The organism is uncultured Winogradskyella sp. (assembly GCF_963975125.1).
GTDB lineage: Bacteria > Bacteroidota > Bacteroidia > Flavobacteriales > Flavobacteriaceae > Winogradskyella.
Genome location: NZ_CAXBGB010000071.1, coordinates 1 through 16931, shown reverse-complemented (window position 1 = coordinate 16931; position 16931 = coordinate 1). Strand labels below are relative to the sequence as shown.

15 protein-coding genes are annotated in these 16931 nt (G+C 30.9%); 8 read left to right on the top strand and 7 right to left on the bottom strand.

The window, feature by feature from the left end; all coding sequences use genetic code 11:
* Positions 1 to 283 precede the first annotated feature (283 nt).
* A complete protein-coding gene (locus AAC053_RS10750) occupies positions 284 to 1423 on the top strand; it encodes a lycopene cyclase family protein (RefSeq protein WP_339756215.1) in 1140 nt (379 codons plus the stop codon).
* Here AAC053_RS10750 and AAC053_RS10745 read toward each other — a convergent pair whose 3' ends face one another.
* Together AAC053_RS10745 and AAC053_RS10740 are read right to left on the bottom strand one after the other, a co-directional pair.
* The gene (locus AAC053_RS10745) at positions 1424 to 1660 is read right to left on the bottom strand and encodes a hypothetical protein (protein WP_339756212.1); all 237 of its coding nucleotides are present in this window, start codon (positions 1658 to 1660) and stop codon (positions 1424 to 1426) included. It lies immediately after the preceding gene.
* Positions 1629 to 2108 carry an SRPBCC family protein gene (locus AAC053_RS10740; protein WP_339756210.1) on the bottom strand — a complete coding sequence of 160 codons (480 nt, stop codon included), beginning with the start codon at positions 2106 to 2108 and terminating at the stop codon, positions 1629 to 1631. Before AAC053_RS10740 ends, AAC053_RS10745 begins: the two co-directional genes overlap by 32 nt.
* Positions 2109 to 2362: 254 nt before the next feature.
* Between AAC053_RS10740 and AAC053_RS10735 the strand changes: the two genes are divergently transcribed.
* From AAC053_RS10735 to AAC053_RS10720, 4 genes are read left to right on the top strand one after another with little or no spacing between them, the layout of a single operon-like run.
* Positions 2363 to 4306 carry a peptidylprolyl isomerase gene (locus tag AAC053_RS10735; protein ID WP_339756207.1) on the top strand — a complete coding sequence of 648 codons (1944 nt, stop codon included), beginning with the start codon at positions 2363 to 2365 and terminating at the stop codon, positions 4304 to 4306.
* Between the two features lie 10 nt (positions 4307 to 4316).
* Positions 4317 to 5168 carry a peptidyl-prolyl cis-trans isomerase gene (locus AAC053_RS10730; RefSeq protein WP_339756204.1) on the top strand — a complete coding sequence of 284 codons (852 nt, stop codon included), beginning with the start codon at positions 4317 to 4319 and terminating at the stop codon, positions 5166 to 5168.
* On the top strand, positions 5116 to 6573 hold the full coding sequence (locus AAC053_RS10725; protein WP_339756201.1) for a peptidylprolyl isomerase: 1458 nt from the start codon (positions 5116 to 5118) through the stop codon (positions 6571 to 6573). The genes AAC053_RS10730 and AAC053_RS10725 overlap by 53 nt, the downstream gene beginning before the upstream one ends.
* Before the next feature lie 4 nt (positions 6574 to 6577).
* Entirely contained in the window at positions 6578 to 7531 is a 954-nt protein-coding gene (locus tag AAC053_RS10720) for a MoxR family ATPase (protein ID WP_339756198.1), read from the top strand.
* 7 nt (positions 7532 to 7538) lie between these two features.
* Here AAC053_RS10720 and AAC053_RS10715 read toward each other — a convergent pair whose 3' ends face one another.
* The gene (locus tag AAC053_RS10715; protein ID WP_339756195.1) at positions 7539 to 9227 is read right to left on the bottom strand and encodes a hypothetical protein; all 1689 of its coding nucleotides are present in this window, start codon (positions 9225 to 9227) and stop codon (positions 7539 to 7541) included.
* Positions 9228 to 9518: 291 nt separating this feature from the next.
* On the opposite strand from AAC053_RS10715, the gene AAC053_RS10710 reads away from it, so the two are divergent.
* From AAC053_RS10710 to AAC053_RS10700, 3 genes are all read left to right on the top strand, one after another.
* Positions 9519 to 11786, top strand: a complete 2268-nt coding sequence (locus tag AAC053_RS10710; protein WP_339756191.1) for an aconitate hydratase — start codon at positions 9519 to 9521, stop codon at positions 11784 to 11786.
* 121 nt (positions 11787 to 11907) lie between these two features.
* On the top strand, positions 11908 to 12579 hold the full coding sequence (locus AAC053_RS10705) for a Crp/Fnr family transcriptional regulator (protein WP_339756189.1): 672 nt from the start codon (positions 11908 to 11910) through the stop codon (positions 12577 to 12579).
* A gap of 11 nt (positions 12580 to 12590) precedes the next feature.
* A complete protein-coding gene (locus AAC053_RS10700) occupies positions 12591 to 13154 on the top strand; it encodes a TlpA disulfide reductase family protein (protein ID WP_339756187.1) in 564 nt (187 codons plus the stop codon).
* A 1-nt stretch (position 13155) separates the two neighbouring features.
* On the opposite strand, the gene AAC053_RS10695 is transcribed toward AAC053_RS10700, so the two are convergent.
* Genes AAC053_RS10695 through AAC053_RS10680 form a run of 4 tightly spaced genes read right to left on the bottom strand, consistent with a single transcriptional unit; the run spans position 13156 to position 16852 of the window.
* Positions 13156 to 13602, bottom strand: coding sequence for a beta-carotene hydroxylase (locus AAC053_RS10695; protein ID WP_339756185.1), 447 nt, complete (start codon positions 13600 to 13602; stop codon positions 13156 to 13158).
* Between the two features lie 16 nt (positions 13603 to 13618).
* Positions 13619 to 14458, bottom strand: coding sequence for a phytoene/squalene synthase family protein (locus tag AAC053_RS10690; protein WP_339756182.1), 840 nt, complete (start codon positions 14456 to 14458; stop codon positions 13619 to 13621).
* Between the two features lie 25 nt (positions 14459 to 14483).
* Complete coding sequence (crtI, locus tag AAC053_RS10685) at positions 14484 to 15944, bottom strand: phytoene desaturase family protein (RefSeq protein WP_339756180.1); 1461 nt, start codon at positions 15942 to 15944, stop codon at positions 14484 to 14486.
* An 8-nt stretch (positions 15945 to 15952) separates the two neighbouring features.
* Entirely contained in the window at positions 15953 to 16852 is a 900-nt protein-coding gene (locus tag AAC053_RS10680; protein ID WP_339756177.1) for a MerR family transcriptional regulator, read from the bottom strand.
* Positions 16853 to 16931: the final 79 nt, after the last annotated feature.

Below are 16931 nucleotides of genomic sequence, written 5' to 3'. Positions count from 1 at the left end.
CAACTTAATGATATGAGTCCGTTTCAATGACTTATATCAGATGTTAACGAAGTTCGTTGAAAATTTTTACAAAGTCAAGTTTTTAAAAATAAAAAGCTTAAATGAAAACGTCAAATTAAATCCCGGCAATTAACTATCGTTTCTTAAAGTCAACTTTAAACAATTTCACCTTTTTAAAAAATTTAATTGGCCATACTTATAATTGTAATAAAGTCAAACCTATTATTATCTTGTCATAAGAAAATGAATTAGTTTTACATTTTAAAATCTATAATACACAATCTTGATTACATCTGATTATATAATATTAGGAGCTGGTGCCTCAGGTTTAATGCTAGCATATAGAATGTCTCAAGATGCTTTTTTTAATGATAAGTTAATCTTAATAATTGATAAAGATAAAAATAAAGGTAACGATAGAACTTGGTGTTACTGGGAAGAAGGAACAGGTGAGTGGGATCATTTATTACATAAAAGCTGGTCTAATATTTTCTTTGGGAGTAATACATTTTCTAAAACCATCGCCATTTCACCGTTTAATTATAAAATGATTAGAAGTGAAAAGTTTTACAAATCACTTTGGGACAGTATTAGCCTAAAACCTAATATTAAATTCGTTGAAGATTCAGTTAACTCCTTTACGGAAATAGAAAATGGAGTGCAAGTCATTACTAAAAAAGAGCGTTATTTTGGTGCTAAACTTTTTAATAGTTTACCAAATCCTGAAGTGTACAAATCGCAAAAAAAGTATCCTGTGTTACAGCAGCATTTTTTAGGTTGGTTTGTAAAAACAAGAGAAGATTGTTTTGATGATTCCGTAGCGACATTTATGGATTTTAAAGTTGAGCAAAACGGCAATACACGTTTTATGTATGTCTTGCCATCAGATAAGAGAACGGCACTATTTGAATATACCTTGTTTTCAAAAAAATTATTGCAGCATGTTGATTATGAGGACGCTATAAAGGATTATTTAAGCGAAAAAGGTATTGTAAACTACGAAATCATTGAAAAAGAAAAGGGTTCAATTCCAATGACTTCCTTTAAGTTTTCAAAATTAAATTCTAAACATATTCTAAATATTGGTACAGCTGGTGGTTGGACAAAAACAAGTACAGGTTATACCTTTAAAAATGCATCTAAAAAAACAAAAAATTTAGTGTTATTTCTAAAGAAAGAAAAAAACTTGTCTAAATTTCATAAAAAGACCAAATATTGGTTTTATGATCTCATATTTTTAGATGTTTTGGCCAGTCATAATGAAGATGGTGCGTCATTATTTTCATCGATGTTTAAAAAGGCTAATACCAAAACTATTTTTAAGTTTTTGGATGAAGAATCCTCATTATTTGAAGATTTAAAAATTATCTTGTCAGTACCACCAAAGCGATTTATTCAAGCGTTTTTTAAGCGGCTATTTTAATTATTCAGAATAAACCTGGCCTCTATGAGGTTTCAACGCATCTCTAATAGGTTTCATTTCAGATTCCGCAACTACTAAATAGGCTAGACTATGCATATCACTTAGTGTTTCTACACCAGTAATTGTTATATCTAAATTTTTAAGTTGAATGTATTCCTTTAAGTGAATTAAATGATGCTCGGCAGTTTTTAAACTAGCTGGCCCTCTAAAATCCCAAATTAACTTTAGTTTTCGCATTAGTTATAGAAATTCCTTGTTCTACAAAGTTTTTAAAGTTTGCCATATATGTTTTGGTTTGCTTTTTAAATGCTTTGGGCATTAAAAATAACATGGCATTCATTTTAAAATTAGTGGGTTGAAATTCGTTTGTAGCAATCCATTTAGTACAACTATCTCCTGTGCTTTTAAAATAGTTTTGTTGAATATTGCGAATGCCTTTTGTGCTGTATGTTGCATGGATTTCTTCAGGAAAATTTTGTTTGGTAATTGTTTCAACCAATTCCATCTTGCGTTTACCAAAACCATAATTCAATTTCATTTTAGCACCAAACATACCAGGTGTGCCAGATATATGTTCAGTACTAACTAAGCCTTCTTGCCAATGTTTCATGTTTTCAGAAGAATCCATTTTCCGTATCACGTATTCGATAGGCTTTTGTATAAGGATTTCAGTTGTGTATTTCATTATTGAGGGAATTTTTATAAAAGTATGAAACCCACTTGCAATAGATGAAATTTTTCGACGTTTATACGTTTTTAATTGTTCAAATAAGAATTAGATTTCTCAAAGTTTCACTTTGGTATGATTTTTACTACATCTGTTAGGCTAATTATATAAATAATGAAAGACTTTCAGCTTGTAAAATAATGGATTTATGTTATTTTTGCTGAGCTTTATAAAAGCGAATAATTATAAGTATTGCAATATAAAAAAAGAATATGAGTATTAAATTTAAATGTTTATTGGTAGTGCTATTGGCACTTAATTCTTCTTTTTCTCAAGATAAAGATGAGGTACTTCTTAGAGTAGATGATGAGCCTGTAATGTCTTCAGAATTTCTAAGAGTTTATAACAAAAATTTAGATTTAGTAAAAGATGAAAGTCAGAAGGATATCGACGGCTATTTAAAACTATTTACAGAATATCAATTAAAACTTAAGGAAGCAAGACGCTTAAAGTTTCATGAAGATAAAAAGTATCAACGCGAGTTTTTGAGCTATAAAAAGCAATTAACTAAGAATTATTTGTCTGAAAACAAGGTTACTGAGGCTTTGGTTAAAGAAGCTTATAACCGAAGCAATATAGATATTAATGCGTCACATATTTTAGTACGCTTAGACGAATTTACAACAGATACGATATCTGCATACAATAATGTTTTGGCTTTAAGAGAACGTGTTTTAAAAGAAGGGTTTGATGTTGTTAAAGCAGATATGCATAATGGTAGCACCATTTTTTTAGAGGATCTAGGTTATTTCTCTGCCTTTAAAATGGTTTATGGTTTTGAAACTGCTGCATACAATACACCAAAAGGTGAATTGTCTAAACCGTTTAGAACACAATTTGGTTTTCATGTGGTAAACATAAAAAATAAAAGACCATCTAGAGGAACTCTTACTGCTGCTCATATTATGATTAATTTAAAACAAGCAGATTCACTTTTAGATCCAAAACAAAGAATTAATGATATTTATAAAAAAATGAATCAAGGCGAAAGTTTTGAATCATTAGCTAAACAGTTTTCTGATGATAAAAGTTCGGCTAAGAATGGAGGTAAATTATCAGCTTTTAAAAGCGGACAATTAAGCTCTGAGATATTTGAAGACACTGCATTTTCTTTAAAAAATAATGGAGATGTAAGTAAGCCATTTAAAACCCAATATGGATGGCACATTGTTAAGCGTATTGACCTTAAGCCAGTGCAAAAATTTAAAGATGTAAAAACATCTTTAGAAGCAAGGGTAAAAAGAGACTCACGCTCTAAATTAATTAATACAGCGATGGTTAACGAACTAAAAAAACGTTATAAAATCTCATATAATCAGGAGGCTAAGGCTTATTTTGAATCTTTAATTAATAATGATTTTTTTGCTAGGACATGGAGATTACCTGAAAATTTTGAAAAAGAAAAAACATTGTTTTCTATAAACAGCAGACCATTTTTGTATAATGAGTTTGGTAGCCATTTAATGACTGCACAACGTGTTTATGGTGGTAAAAACAAACCAGTCTCAGATGTAATAAATAAAGAGTTTGAAGCCTTTTTTGAAAAATCTATCCTTCAATTTAGAGAAGATAATTTAGAATTTGAAAATGAAGATTTTGCAAATATTCTAAAAGAGTATAGAGACGGACTTTTGTTATTCGATTTAATGGAGAAAGAAGTTTGGAACAAAGCATCAAAAGATACTGTTGGTTTAGAGGCTTATTACAACAAACACAAGTCTAATTACCAATGGGAAGATAGAGTAGAGGTTGTAATGGCATCTGCAGCAGACGAATCTAATATGAAGACGGTTCTTAAAATGATTAAAAAAGGGAAATCTAAAGAAGAGATTAGTGAAGCTCTAAACACAGAAGGGAAACAGAACGTTATCTACACTAAAGGAACATTTAATACAAGAGACAGTAAATTACCAAATAATTTCCAAGTAAAAAAAGGAGTGTCTAAAATTTACATGCACAACGAGGCGTTTCATGTTATTGATGTAAAAGCTGTTTTGCCGGCTGGAAACAAAACTTTAGAAGAGGCAAAAGGTAATGTAATTAATGATTATCAAACCGAAATTGAAGCAGAATGGATTAGTGATCTGCATCGACGCTTTAAGGTTGAAGTGAACAAAGATGTACTCAAAGCCATTAAAGCCAAAATCGGAAACTAATTTATTAATCTTGAAACAAACCTTATACATATTTGCTCTTTGTCTTCTATGCACAAGCTGTAGTTTTTTTAAAAAGACAGATAATAGTGAACCTATTGCCAGAGTAAATGACAGGTATTTATATAAGAAGGATGTTAAAGATATTGTGCCAGAAGGCGCTAGTAAAGAGGACAGCATACTTATGGTGAATGCCTATATTAACAAGTGGGCAAGACAACTGCTTTTAATGGATGGTGCTTTGGTAAATCTTTCTGAAAGCGAACAAAACGAATTTTCAAAACTTGTTAATCAGTATAGGAATGATTTATATTCAAAAAGATATTTAGAAGGTTTGGTGAAGAAAAACATAGACACCATTATGCGAGCCGATGAAACCAATGTATTTTATGAAGCCAATAAAGAATCCTTTAAATTAAATGACGATTTGTTACAGTTTCGATATGTGAGTTTACCTTTAAATCCTATCGATTTAGATACTATTAAAATGAGGTTTAAGCGTTTTGAAGAAAAAGACAGAACCTATTTAGATTCTATTTCTGTTCAGTTTAAATCTTATTCATTAAATGACTCCATTTGGATAAAATTTAGTGACGTTGCTAAAAAAATTCCTGTAGTAAGTTTTAAAAATAAAAATCAACTGTTAAAAAAAACTAATTTCTTACTACTCAAAGATTCATTAAACCTATATTTGATGCAAGTTAATGACGTACGTTTGCAAAACGATTATGCGCCTTTAGAATACGTTAATACTTCAATACAGCAAATTGTTATAAATAAGAGAAAATTAGAGCTCATCAAGCAACTCAAAAATGATATTACAAAAGATGCCATTAAAAACAATCAGTTCAAAATTTATAATTAAAGCAATTCTATTATGTTGCTTTGTTTCATTCAATTTTTCTAATGCTCAAGAAATTATTGATGATGAAAAACCACAGGTTGAAAAGCCAAAAGATACTGTTGTAAATAAAAAACGTATTAAAGCAGATGGTGTGGCTGCTGTAATTGGTGATTTTATCATTTTAGAATCTGACTTAGATAGAGAGATAGCACAATTGAAAGCACAAGGAGCCGATTTACAAGGAATTACACGCTGTGAGCTTTTTGGTAGTTTGTTAGAAGGCAAATTATATGCGCATCAGGCTATACAAGATAGTGTCATCGTTAATGAGTTATATATACAATCGCTGGTAGAGCAACAGATTCAAGGTATTTTATCACAGACCAAAGGTGATATGGTTGGTTTGCTAAAATTCTATAAGAAAGATTCTGAAGAAGCTCTTAGAGAAGAGATGTACGAGATTAATAAGAATGGATATTTGGCTCAAGAAATGCAGAAGAAAGTTACAGCAGATGTAGAAGTAACGCCAGAAGAAGTGAGACAATTTTTTAATGATATTCCTAAAGATGAGCGCCCAACTTTTGGTACAGAGCTAAAATTGGCTCAAATTGTAGTTATTCCTGAAGTAACCAAAGAAGCCAAGCAAGCTGTAATAGACAAATTAAAAGGCTTTAAGAAGGATGTAGAAGAAAATGGTTCTAGTTTTACAACAAAAGTATTGTTCTATACTGAAGATTCTGGCTCTAAATCTACTGGTGGAAAATATACGTTAAACAGAAAACGTCCAAGAATGGTAAAAGAGTTTAGAGATGTGGCATTTTCTTTGCAAGAAGGTGAAATTTCTGAACCTTTTGAATCTGAATTTGGCTACCATATTATTTTTTTAGAAAAAATTAGAGGTCAAGAATATGATGTGAGACATATTCTATTACGACCAGAATTAACGTCAGATGCTATCCAAAAAGCTAAAGATGAGATAGATAAAGTGAGAGCTAAAATTGTAGATGGCACCTTAACCTTTGCTGAATCAGCAAGAGAGTTTAGTGATGAAAAAGAGACGAAATTTGAAGGAGGTCAATTGACCAACCCAACAACACAAGATTTTAATTTTGAATTGACTAGAATGGAGCCAGAGTTGTATTCTCAAATTCAAGATTTAAAAGATGGAGAAATAAGTGCAGTATTACCAGACGAAGATCGGGTAAATAGAAAGAAATTTAAAATTTTAACCGTTACTGATAGAATAGACGATCATGAAGCTGACTTCGCTAGAGATTATCTTAAGATAAAAGAATTAGCACTACAAGACAAACAAATTAAAGCTATAGAGAAATGGCAAAAAGAAACTATTAAAGAGACTTTTATAAAGATTAATGGAGAGTACAGAGATTGCGATTTTCAAAGTAACTGGTTAAAAAATCAATAGGAATATGTCTGATGTGGTTGCAATTGAAAATTTTGTAAAGAAATACGCTATACTAAAGCAAGAAATTGCGAAAGTAATTATTGGGCAAGATGATGTAGTTAATCAGATTTTAATTTCCATTTTTTCGGGTGGCCACTCACTTTTAATTGGTGTTCCTGGTTTGGCAAAAACCTTAATGGTAAATACTATTGCTAAGGCATTAGGATTAGATTTTAAACGTATTCAGTTTACGCCAGATTTAATGCCAAGTGATATATTAGGGAGTGAGATTTTGGATGAAAAAAGACAATTTAAGTTTATAAAAGGGCCAATTTTCGCAAATATTATTCTCGCAGATGAGATTAATAGAACACCACCAAAAACTCAAGCCGCTTTATTAGAAGCGATGCAAGAACGTTCAGTTACAGTCGCTGGTCATCAATATAAATTAAGTTTACCTTATTTTGTTTTAGCAACTCAAAACCCAATAGAGCAAGAGGGAACATATCCTTTGCCAGAAGCGCAATTAGACCGTTTTATGTTTGCCATTAATTTAGAGTATCCATCTTTTCAAGAAGAAGTAGATGTTGTAAAAGCGACTACTACAGATATTCAGCAAAGCGTAACCCCTTTATTTACAGCCCAAGAAATTATAGATTTTCAGAATGTAATACGTCGTATTCCTGTAGCAGATAATGTTGTAGAATATGCAGTTTCCTTGGTAAGTAAAACAAGGCCAAAAGCGAATACTGCTGCTGATATTGTAAAGGAATTTGTAGATTGGGGAGCAGGACCAAGAGCGTCACAAAATTTAATTTTGGCTGCTAAAACACATGCTGCAACAAATGGTAAGTTTTCACCAGACATTGAAAATATTCAGGCAGTTGCCACAGGGATTCTAAGACACAGAATCATTAAGAACTACAAAGCAGAAGCTGAAGGAGTTACTGACGAAAAAATTATTGAAAGCTTATTTTAAGATTATATTAATCCTCAATTAATACAGATTTAAAGCCATCTTCTAAATCATCAGTTCGCAATTGCGGCACGTATTTAAAGTAATATTTTATGTACTCTATTTGTTTTGTGTTTACACAAGGTAATTCTCCATTACCAGTAACCCAAAAGAACACATCCTTATTGGGTGAATAAAATTCAAAATTATCTACATTGTGTTTGGTGAATTTAGTTTTTGTTCTAGTGTTTTCTTCTGGAATAATTACGTTTTTTAATTTGAATGTGTTCAATTCCATTGCAAAATTATTGTTTGTAAATGCATTTAAATTAATAGTTGAAAAAACAGGAATAGCACTTAAAAAAATAGATAAAGAAACTAAATACAATCCGACTCTCTTATTCGTTATAATAGTTGCAAATACTTGTATACCTAAAAATGAAACAAACACAAAAAAGAATCTGTATTGAGGTGACGTAAACCATAGTATAATAAATTGAAGAATTGCTAATGCGTATATTAACAATAGGCAAGACTTATCTTTATTCTTATAAATAACCCAAGGGAAAGCAATTAATAATAGCGCAAAAACTTTATTAAACAGCCCATCTAATTTGGGTAAAGTAAGCCATAGTTTAATTTTTTCTAAGAAACCTAATTGAGATACATCAATATTACTCATGCCTTCTAGGTAAGTGCCAAGTTTGTAAAACTCTAAAAGTTTCTTTGGTACTTTCCAATCAAAATTGACAACATCTATTTGTGAGATTGGGTATAATAAGTAGCCAGAAATAATAGCATTTTTTGCAACAAACAACCCAAAAATGGTAATGCAAAAAAGTGAATATTGCCATATCTCTTTTTTTATATTCTTGTAATTATTGATAAAAAGAATTAAAAGTAAAATCAATAAAACTGCCATCGTTACTTTTACAAAACACAAGAAAATAACCAGACTTAAAATTATTTTAAAGTTAGTTGCACTAATATTTTTATAGTTTATAATAAACAGATAAAATATATATGGTGTTATTAAAAATATAAGTAAATCTGGTGATGGTGCATTAACAAATTGCATTAAAAAAAGTGAAAACAGGAGTACTAACCCTAAGTTAAAACTTTGATTGTCTTCGCTCGTTTTATAACTATTCAACTTTTCAATAGCGAAAAAACCAAATATTATAAATAAAAAGCCATTTAAATCATTGTAAAAACTGGAAAAAAACGGAAAATTAAATCCTGCTTGTAAGATATGCCATGATGAATTTTGGCCCAAAAATAAATGAACATTTGCTAAACCTTTTACAAAGCCATATTCGTTAATCCATTTTATCGTTTGAATATAATAGGTTTCATTATCAAGGAGATAGGGTTTAGTACTGCTTTGAGCTAAAATAATAATAAACAGGACTAAGTAAAGGGTTTTATATTGAAACTTAAGATTTTTAAATGATAGTAATATAGAATTAAAATATTGCTTAATGGTACTCTTATAGCTATAAATAATTACAATATTTAAGATTAAAATAAATAGGTAATATTCAATATTAATTCTAATAAAAAAGGCAAAGAAACTTGTAGTAATGGCATAAGAGAAAAGCCCTAAAATTTGCAAAACAAAAACATTACAACGCTCAATACTAAAAATTTTTGTAAATAGGATTCCAAAGTTTTTAGCTGTTATAAAAATATAAATCCAACTTAAAAAAACAAGAAGCATATAGTTGTTATTTATTGCAAACTTAAGGTTATTAAAAATATCAATAGAGCTTAATTATTCTAGCATTGTTTTTTTCGATAAATAGAAGTTCTGTTTGATATGTTTTGTCTTTATGAATTTGCAAGATTTGATGTCGTTATTTTAATGAATCCTTAATTTTATGCTGATACTGGATGTTAAAATTATCTATTATTTAAAATTACAATAGATTAGATAAGATTTTTTTAATACCTGCTATTATTTGTATTTTTGCTAGACTATAAATTAGAATAAATTTAAATACATAAAAATATGGCATTTGACATCGATATGATAAAAGGTGTTTACACCAAAATGGCAGAACGCGTTGATGCAGCCAGAGAAATTGTTGGAAAACCATTAACACTTTCAGAGAAAATATTATACACACATTTATGGGAAGGAAAACCTATTAAAGCCTTTACAAGAGGTAAGGATTATGTGGATTTTGCACCAGATCGTGTGGCTTGCCAAGATGCAACTGCTCAAATGGCATTGTTACAGTTTATGCAAGCAGGTAAGCCTAAAGTTGCTGTTCCTACAACAGTGCACTGCGATCACTTAATACAAGCAAAAGAAGGCGCAGCGACAGATTTAAAGAATGCAAATAGCACAAGCAGTGAAGTATTTAATTTTTTAGAGTCAGTTTCTAATAAATATGGAATTGGGTTTTGGAAACCAGGAGCAGGCATTATTCACCAAGTGGTATTAGAAAATTATGCATTTCCTGGAGGAATGATGATTGGTACAGATTCACATACAGTTAATGCTGGTGGATTAGGAATGGTTGCAATTGGTGTAGGTGGTGCTGATGCTGTTGATGTAATGGCAGGAATGGCTTGGGAATTAAAATTCCCAAAATTAATTGGTATAAGATTAACTGGGAAACTTTCTGGTTGGACGGCACCAAAAGATGTGATTTTAAAAGTTGCAGAAATACTTACTGCAAAAGGAGGTACTGGTGCTATTGTAGAATATTTTGGTCCTGGAGCAACGTCTATGTCTTGTACAGGCAAGGGGACTATTTGTAATATGGGAGCTGAAATTGGCGCAACAACATCAACATTTGGTTACGATGATTCTATGGAGCGTTATTTACGTGCTACTGATAGAGCAGATGTTGCAGAAGAAGCAAATAAAATTAGACCATACTTAACGGCTGATGCTGATGTATATGCAAACCCTGAGCAATATTTTGATCAGGTTATAGATATTGATTTATCAGAGTTGGGACCATTATTAAATGGCCCTTTTACTCCAGATTTATCTACTGAAGTTGGTAATGCAATGACAGAGAAAGCAAAAGCTAACGATTGGCCAATTCAAGTAGAATGGGGATTGATTGGTTCTTGTACAAATTCATCTTATGAAGATTTATCTAGAGCATCTTCTATAGCACAACAAGCTTTAGATAAGGGCTTGAAAATGAAAGCTGAGTTAGGTATAAATCCTGGTTCTGAGCAAGTGCGTTATACAGCTGATCGTGATGGTATTTTAGGAATCTTTGAAAAATTAGACGCAAAGATATTCACCAATGCTTGTGGCCCATGTATAGGTCAATGGGCTAGGTACAATGATCCTAAAAATGCACCTAAGAATAGTATTGTGCACTCTTTTAATAGAAACTTTGCAAAGCGTGCAGATGGAAATCCAAATACGCATGCATTCGTTGCATCACCAGAATTAACTGCAGCAATCGCAGTTGCTGGTCGCTTGGATTTTAATCCATTAAAGGATAAACTCATTAACGAAAATGGTGAAGAAGTTATGTTCGATGAGCCAACGGGATGGGAATTACCACCAAAAGGATTTGATGTAAAAGACAATGGCTATTTAGAACCAGTTGCTGACGGAAGTGGAGTAGAAATTTCTGTTAACCCTACATCAGAGCGTTTACAATTATTAGAACCTTTTACACCTCTTGGAGATAATATTACTGGTGCGAAATTGTTAATTAAAGCATTTGGAAAATGTACAACTGACCATATCTCTATGGCTGGTCCTTGGTTACGTTTTAGAGGCCATTTAGATAACATTGCTAACAACACATTAATTGGTGCTGTAAATGCATTTGGTAAAAAAACCAACTTTGTTAAAAACCAATTGACAGGTGAATTTGGTGGTGTGCCAGATACTGCTAGAGCTTATAAAGCTGCAGGAGTAAAATCTATTGTAGTTGGTGATCATAATTATGGAGAAGGTTCTTCTAGAGAGCATGCAGCTATGCAACCAAGACAACTTGGTGTAGCTGCGGTAATTGTAAAATCTTTTGCTCGCATTCACGAAACAAACCTTAAAAAGCAAGGAATGTTAGGTTTAACCTTTGCTAATGAAGCGGATTACGATTTAATACAAGAAGATGATACATTTAACTTCTTAGATTTAAACGAGTTTGCACCTAGTAAACAGTTGCATATAGAACTTGTACATACAGATGGATCTAAAGATACAATTGCTGTAAATCATACGTATAATGATTCTCAAATCGAATGGTATAATGAAGGTTCTGCACTTAATTTAATTAAGAAAGAGAATGCATAATTTCATTTATTATAATTTATTTGAAACTCCTAGTCTTAAACTAGGAGTTTCTTTTGATTTTAATTGAAAGGAACTTAAATTAATTACGACTATATTTATTATTCTTATAACCAAAACAGTTATGAATTCTATATGGGTTTTTGAAGATGTTAATCTATTCAACTTGTTATGCCCTCATAAATTCAATGCATATAAGACTTGCCACAATTTTGATGCTTATAAAAAAAGTGATTACATCTACTTTGAAGAAGATGCTGCAAACAAAGTATATCTTATAGAAAAAGGTAAAGTAAAGATTGGTTATTATAATGAAAATGGATCGGAAGTCGTAAAATCTATTCTTAGTAAAGGTGATTTGTTTGGGGAGACAGCCATTTTAGGCGAAGAAAAAAGAGATGAATTTGCGCAATCTATAGATAATTATACAACTATCTGTCCAGTAAGTGTAGATACCATGCATAAGTTAATGCGAGATAACAAAACCTTTGGTTTAAGAATTTATAAATTTATTGGATTAAAGTTTAAAAAATTAGAACGCCGTCTTCAGTTACTATTATTTAAAGATTCTAAGACACGATTATTAGAGTTTTTATATGAGTTATGTTCAGATTATGGATATGATTGTAATAAAACAGGGGATAATATTATAAATCATCCATACACACAAAAAGATATTGCATCTTTAATTGGAATTTCTCGACCAACCTTAAATATTTTAATGAATGAACTAAAAGATGAAAATATTATAGATTTTAACCGCAAAAAGATTAGAATTTATAAAACAATCGCTTAATTTTATCAACAATGAAAGGCAAACTTACCAAACGTAATATTGTATTTTTAATTGTTATTGCTATACTTATTATTCCGCAGACAAGACAACCATTACAGGTTTTACTGCATAAAGGCCTAAGTTTCTTTAATACTTCGTCACTTATAGACCAAGATGATAGAGCTACTGTATCATTTTCTAATTGGAAATTAAAGTCGGATGTAAATACAACGCTCAACTTTAAAGAAACCGAAGGTAAAGTTGTCCTTATAAACTTTTGGGCAACATGGTGTCCTCCTTGTATTGCAGAGATGCCAAGTCTTCAAGCATTATATAATGATTATAATGATAAAGTGGTATTTCTATTTGTAACGAGCGATAATTTTAAAACTGTAGAACAATTCAAAACAAAGAAAGGTTTTGATTTTTTAGTTTTTAATCCGTTAAATGAAATTCCTGATGAATTAAAAACAGGCTCTATTCCAAGAACTTTCGTTATAAACAAACAAGGAGAAATTGTTGTTGATGAATCTGGTGCTATTGATTGGAATAGCGAAACGGTAAGAAACCAACTAGATAATTTGCTTTCAGAATAATTTAGTTAAAATATTTTAAAGGTACAATCAGCATACCAAAGTTTTCACCTTTTTCTTTACCTAGATGTTTATGATGAATTTTGTGAGCACGTCTTAACCCTCTAGCATATTTATTGTCAATGTTTCGTAGCCATTTAAAACGTTGGTGAATAAAAATATCATGAACAATGAAGTAAGCAGCTCCATATACTAATATACCTAATCCAATAGGTAGACAATACCAAACGCTTTCGTAACTCCATAAATAAAAGCAAGTTATACTTACAGCAGCATAGAAAATAAAAAACGCATCGTTACGCTCAAACCAACTGTTGTGATCTTTGTGATGGTGATCGCTATGTAAATTCCATAAAAAACCATGCATAATATACTTGTGCGTAAACCAAGCATTAAATTCCATGATAAAAAAAGTTGCTAAAAAAATCAGTCCCCAAAAAAAAGTTTGCATAATAGTTCTTTAAAAATTATAGTAAGTTGAGTTGATATCTAACATAGCTTCTAGTAAGCAATTCTACCTTTTTATAATTTGGAACTCTAATTCTGGTAGATTTAATCTTTAAAGCTGGTGTTTTTTTTAATTTATCTAATAATTTGTTATAATAACGATAAGCCATAAATACACCGAATCTTGCTTCTAAGGGTAAGCGTTTAATACCTTGTAGCCCTTTTGCGAAATCTATATCTATATCAGAGATTATAGCTTTTTTTGAATCTTCATCCAGTTCATTTAAATCTGTATTAGGAAAATAAGTTCTACTTAAATCATCAAAATCTGCTTTCAAGTCTCTAAGAAAATTCACCTTTTGAAAAGCAGATCCTAAGTGCATTGCTGAGTTTTTTAACTCTTCATATTTTTTAGTATCACCTTTAACAAACACTTTTAGACACATAAGCCCAACCACATCAGCAGAGCCATATATATAGTCTTTATATTCTTGCTCAGTCAAATAATCTTTTTTGTGCAGGTCTAAGCGCATACTATTCATAAATGAATTTACTAAATGCTTATCTATTTCATAGTTATGATAAGTCTCTTGAAACGAGTTTAAAATAGGATTTAAACTAATTTTGTCAACTAAAGCAGTTTCTAAATCATTTTCAAAATTTTTGAAAAGTTTTTCCTTGTCATAATCATGAAACGTATCTACAATCTCATCGGCAAATCTTACAAATCCATAGATATTGTAGATGTCTTGTCTGATGGTGTCAGATAACATTTTGGTCGCCATTGAGAATGATGTGCTGTAAGCATTTGTAACTGTCTTACTACATTCTCTAGACACATTATCAAAAATTGATTTCATAGTATTAATTTCTTTTTCGTAGTAATTAAATTTCATTTTTCTCAATCAGGTTCGCAACCAGCTTTCCTGATATTAATGATGGTGGCACTCCTGGTCCTGGTACTGTTAGTTGTCCTGTAAAATAAAGGCCACTTACCTTTTTACTTTTTAATTTTGGTCTTAAAAAAGCCGTTTGCTTTAGCGTATTTGCCATACCATAAGCATTTCCTTTATAAGAGTTATATTCACTTATAAAATCTTTAACACAAAAAGATTTTTTAAAAAGTATGTGCTTTTGCACGCTTTGATTAGTTCTCTTTTCAAATCTATTGATGATAATATCAAAATACTGCTGACGTAATTCTGATGTATCTTCTAATCCTGGAGCAATAGGAATGAGAAAAAACCCAGTTTCACAACCCACAGGTGCCATACTTTTATCTGTTACTGAAGGAAAATTCGCATAAAACAATGGGTCTTTTGGCCATTTTGGCTCATCATAGATCTCTTCTGCGTGAGTTTCAAAATTAGTGTCAAAAAATAAATTATGATGCTCTACATTTTTCAGTTTCTTATTAAAGCCAATATAAAAGAGTAGAGAAGAGGGTGCAAAAGTGCGTTTGTTCCAATAGGCTTCACTATATTGTCTGTAAGCTACATCAAGTAAAGTTTCAGAATGATGATAATCTGCACCACTTAATACTACATCTGACTTTATAATTTTGCCATTCACGGTTACACCACTTGAATTTCCATTCTCAACATTAATTTTTTCAACATTACTGCTGGTATAGATGCAAACACCAAGACTTTCTGCTAGGCTTCTCATGGCTATTATAATTTCGTACATACCACCTTTTGGATGCCAAGTGCCTAAACCAAAATCGGCAAAATTCATAAAACTATAGAATGATGGTGTTTTATTTGGTTTTGCGCCTAAGAACAGCACCGGAAATTCTAATGTTGAGATAAGTTTAGGGTTTTTAAAATTTTTGCGAACCTCTGAACTTATAGTTTTAAAAAAGCGATCTATTCTTGTAACTGTTTCTTTGGTAACTAATTCAAATGGAGAAACGCCAGGCTTTAAAACAACTTTATTAATAGCAATATTATAATGATCTTGTGCTTTAGCAATAAACTTTCTGAGTGGTTTAGAACTTCCTGACTCTATGCGCTCAAATTCTTCGCAGATTTGATCCATGTGATCGCCAATGGTAATCACATCATCCGAAAAGAAGATTTTATAGGCAGGATTTAATTTATCTAGTTGATAATAGTCGCTAGTGCTTTTTCCAAAATCATTAAAAAATTTTTCAAAGATATCTGGCATCCAGTACCAACTAGGACCAATATCAAACGTGAAACCGTCTTTAATAAGTTGCCTTGCTCTTCCGCCAACCGTATCGTTTTTTTCGAAAACGGATACCTTATAGCCAGCTTTGGCAAGGTAACATGATGCTGATAAAGCTGAAAATCCTGAACCTATTATGGATATGGTTTTATGCATAAATAAATTTAAAGTTCGTCAATTAGTGATTTTATACTATTGAAGATTTTTATTCCTTTAGGTAAATTATTTGTATCTAAATGAGAAAGCATCTGTCCTAAAATCCAAAATTTTGAATTACTAGGTTTTAGAATAACATCATTGAATGAGTCTATGTATTTACGCATATTTTCTTTTTCTGGTTTTACCGTAAAATAGGAAACGAAAATAATATCGTCATAATAATTTTGAATATCTGTTAAGCTATTAAGAGGAACACTAGGACCTAAAAAAATTGAGTGATAGCCATTACTTATAATTTCGTGATTAATAAACATTAATCCCAACTCATGTATTTCGTTATCTGGTAAATACAAAACGAAGGTTTTCTTAGAATTATTAACTTGTTTTGACTGAATTCTTTCAGTATTAGCAATTATTTTCTGACGGATAAGTGTTGTTATAAAATGCTCATGCGCAGGAGTAATTGTATCTGTCTGCCAAAGCAGACCAATATAAGATAGCATCGGAATAAACACATCGTAAAAGATGCCTCTAAACGATTTTTCTTTTAAGAGTGATTTGTAGGTATTATAAAAAAGTGCTTGGTCAAAATTGAGCATAGCCAATTTTAAAGTATTAATAGCATGATTATCTACGTCGTTTTTAGAGGCAATTTCTCTTACTAATTTTGGGATTTCCTCTTCTTCAATCGTTGTTATTTTAGAAATTTTATACCCATTATTGTTAAGGTAACCCACGTTAAGTAACTTCTGAAAACTCGCCAAATCGTAATATCTAATATTAGTTTCTGTACGTTTAGGATTTAGCAGATTATAACGTTTTTCCCAAATTCGTATGGTGTGTGCCTTAATACCTGTAAGGTTTTCAAGATCCTTGATACTGAATTGACTCTTAATATTGTTCATTTTTTTATAAAAATGTTTAAACAAAAATAAGATATTATAATACTAAGTCAATTAGAATTAATGAAATTTAAGTAAAAAA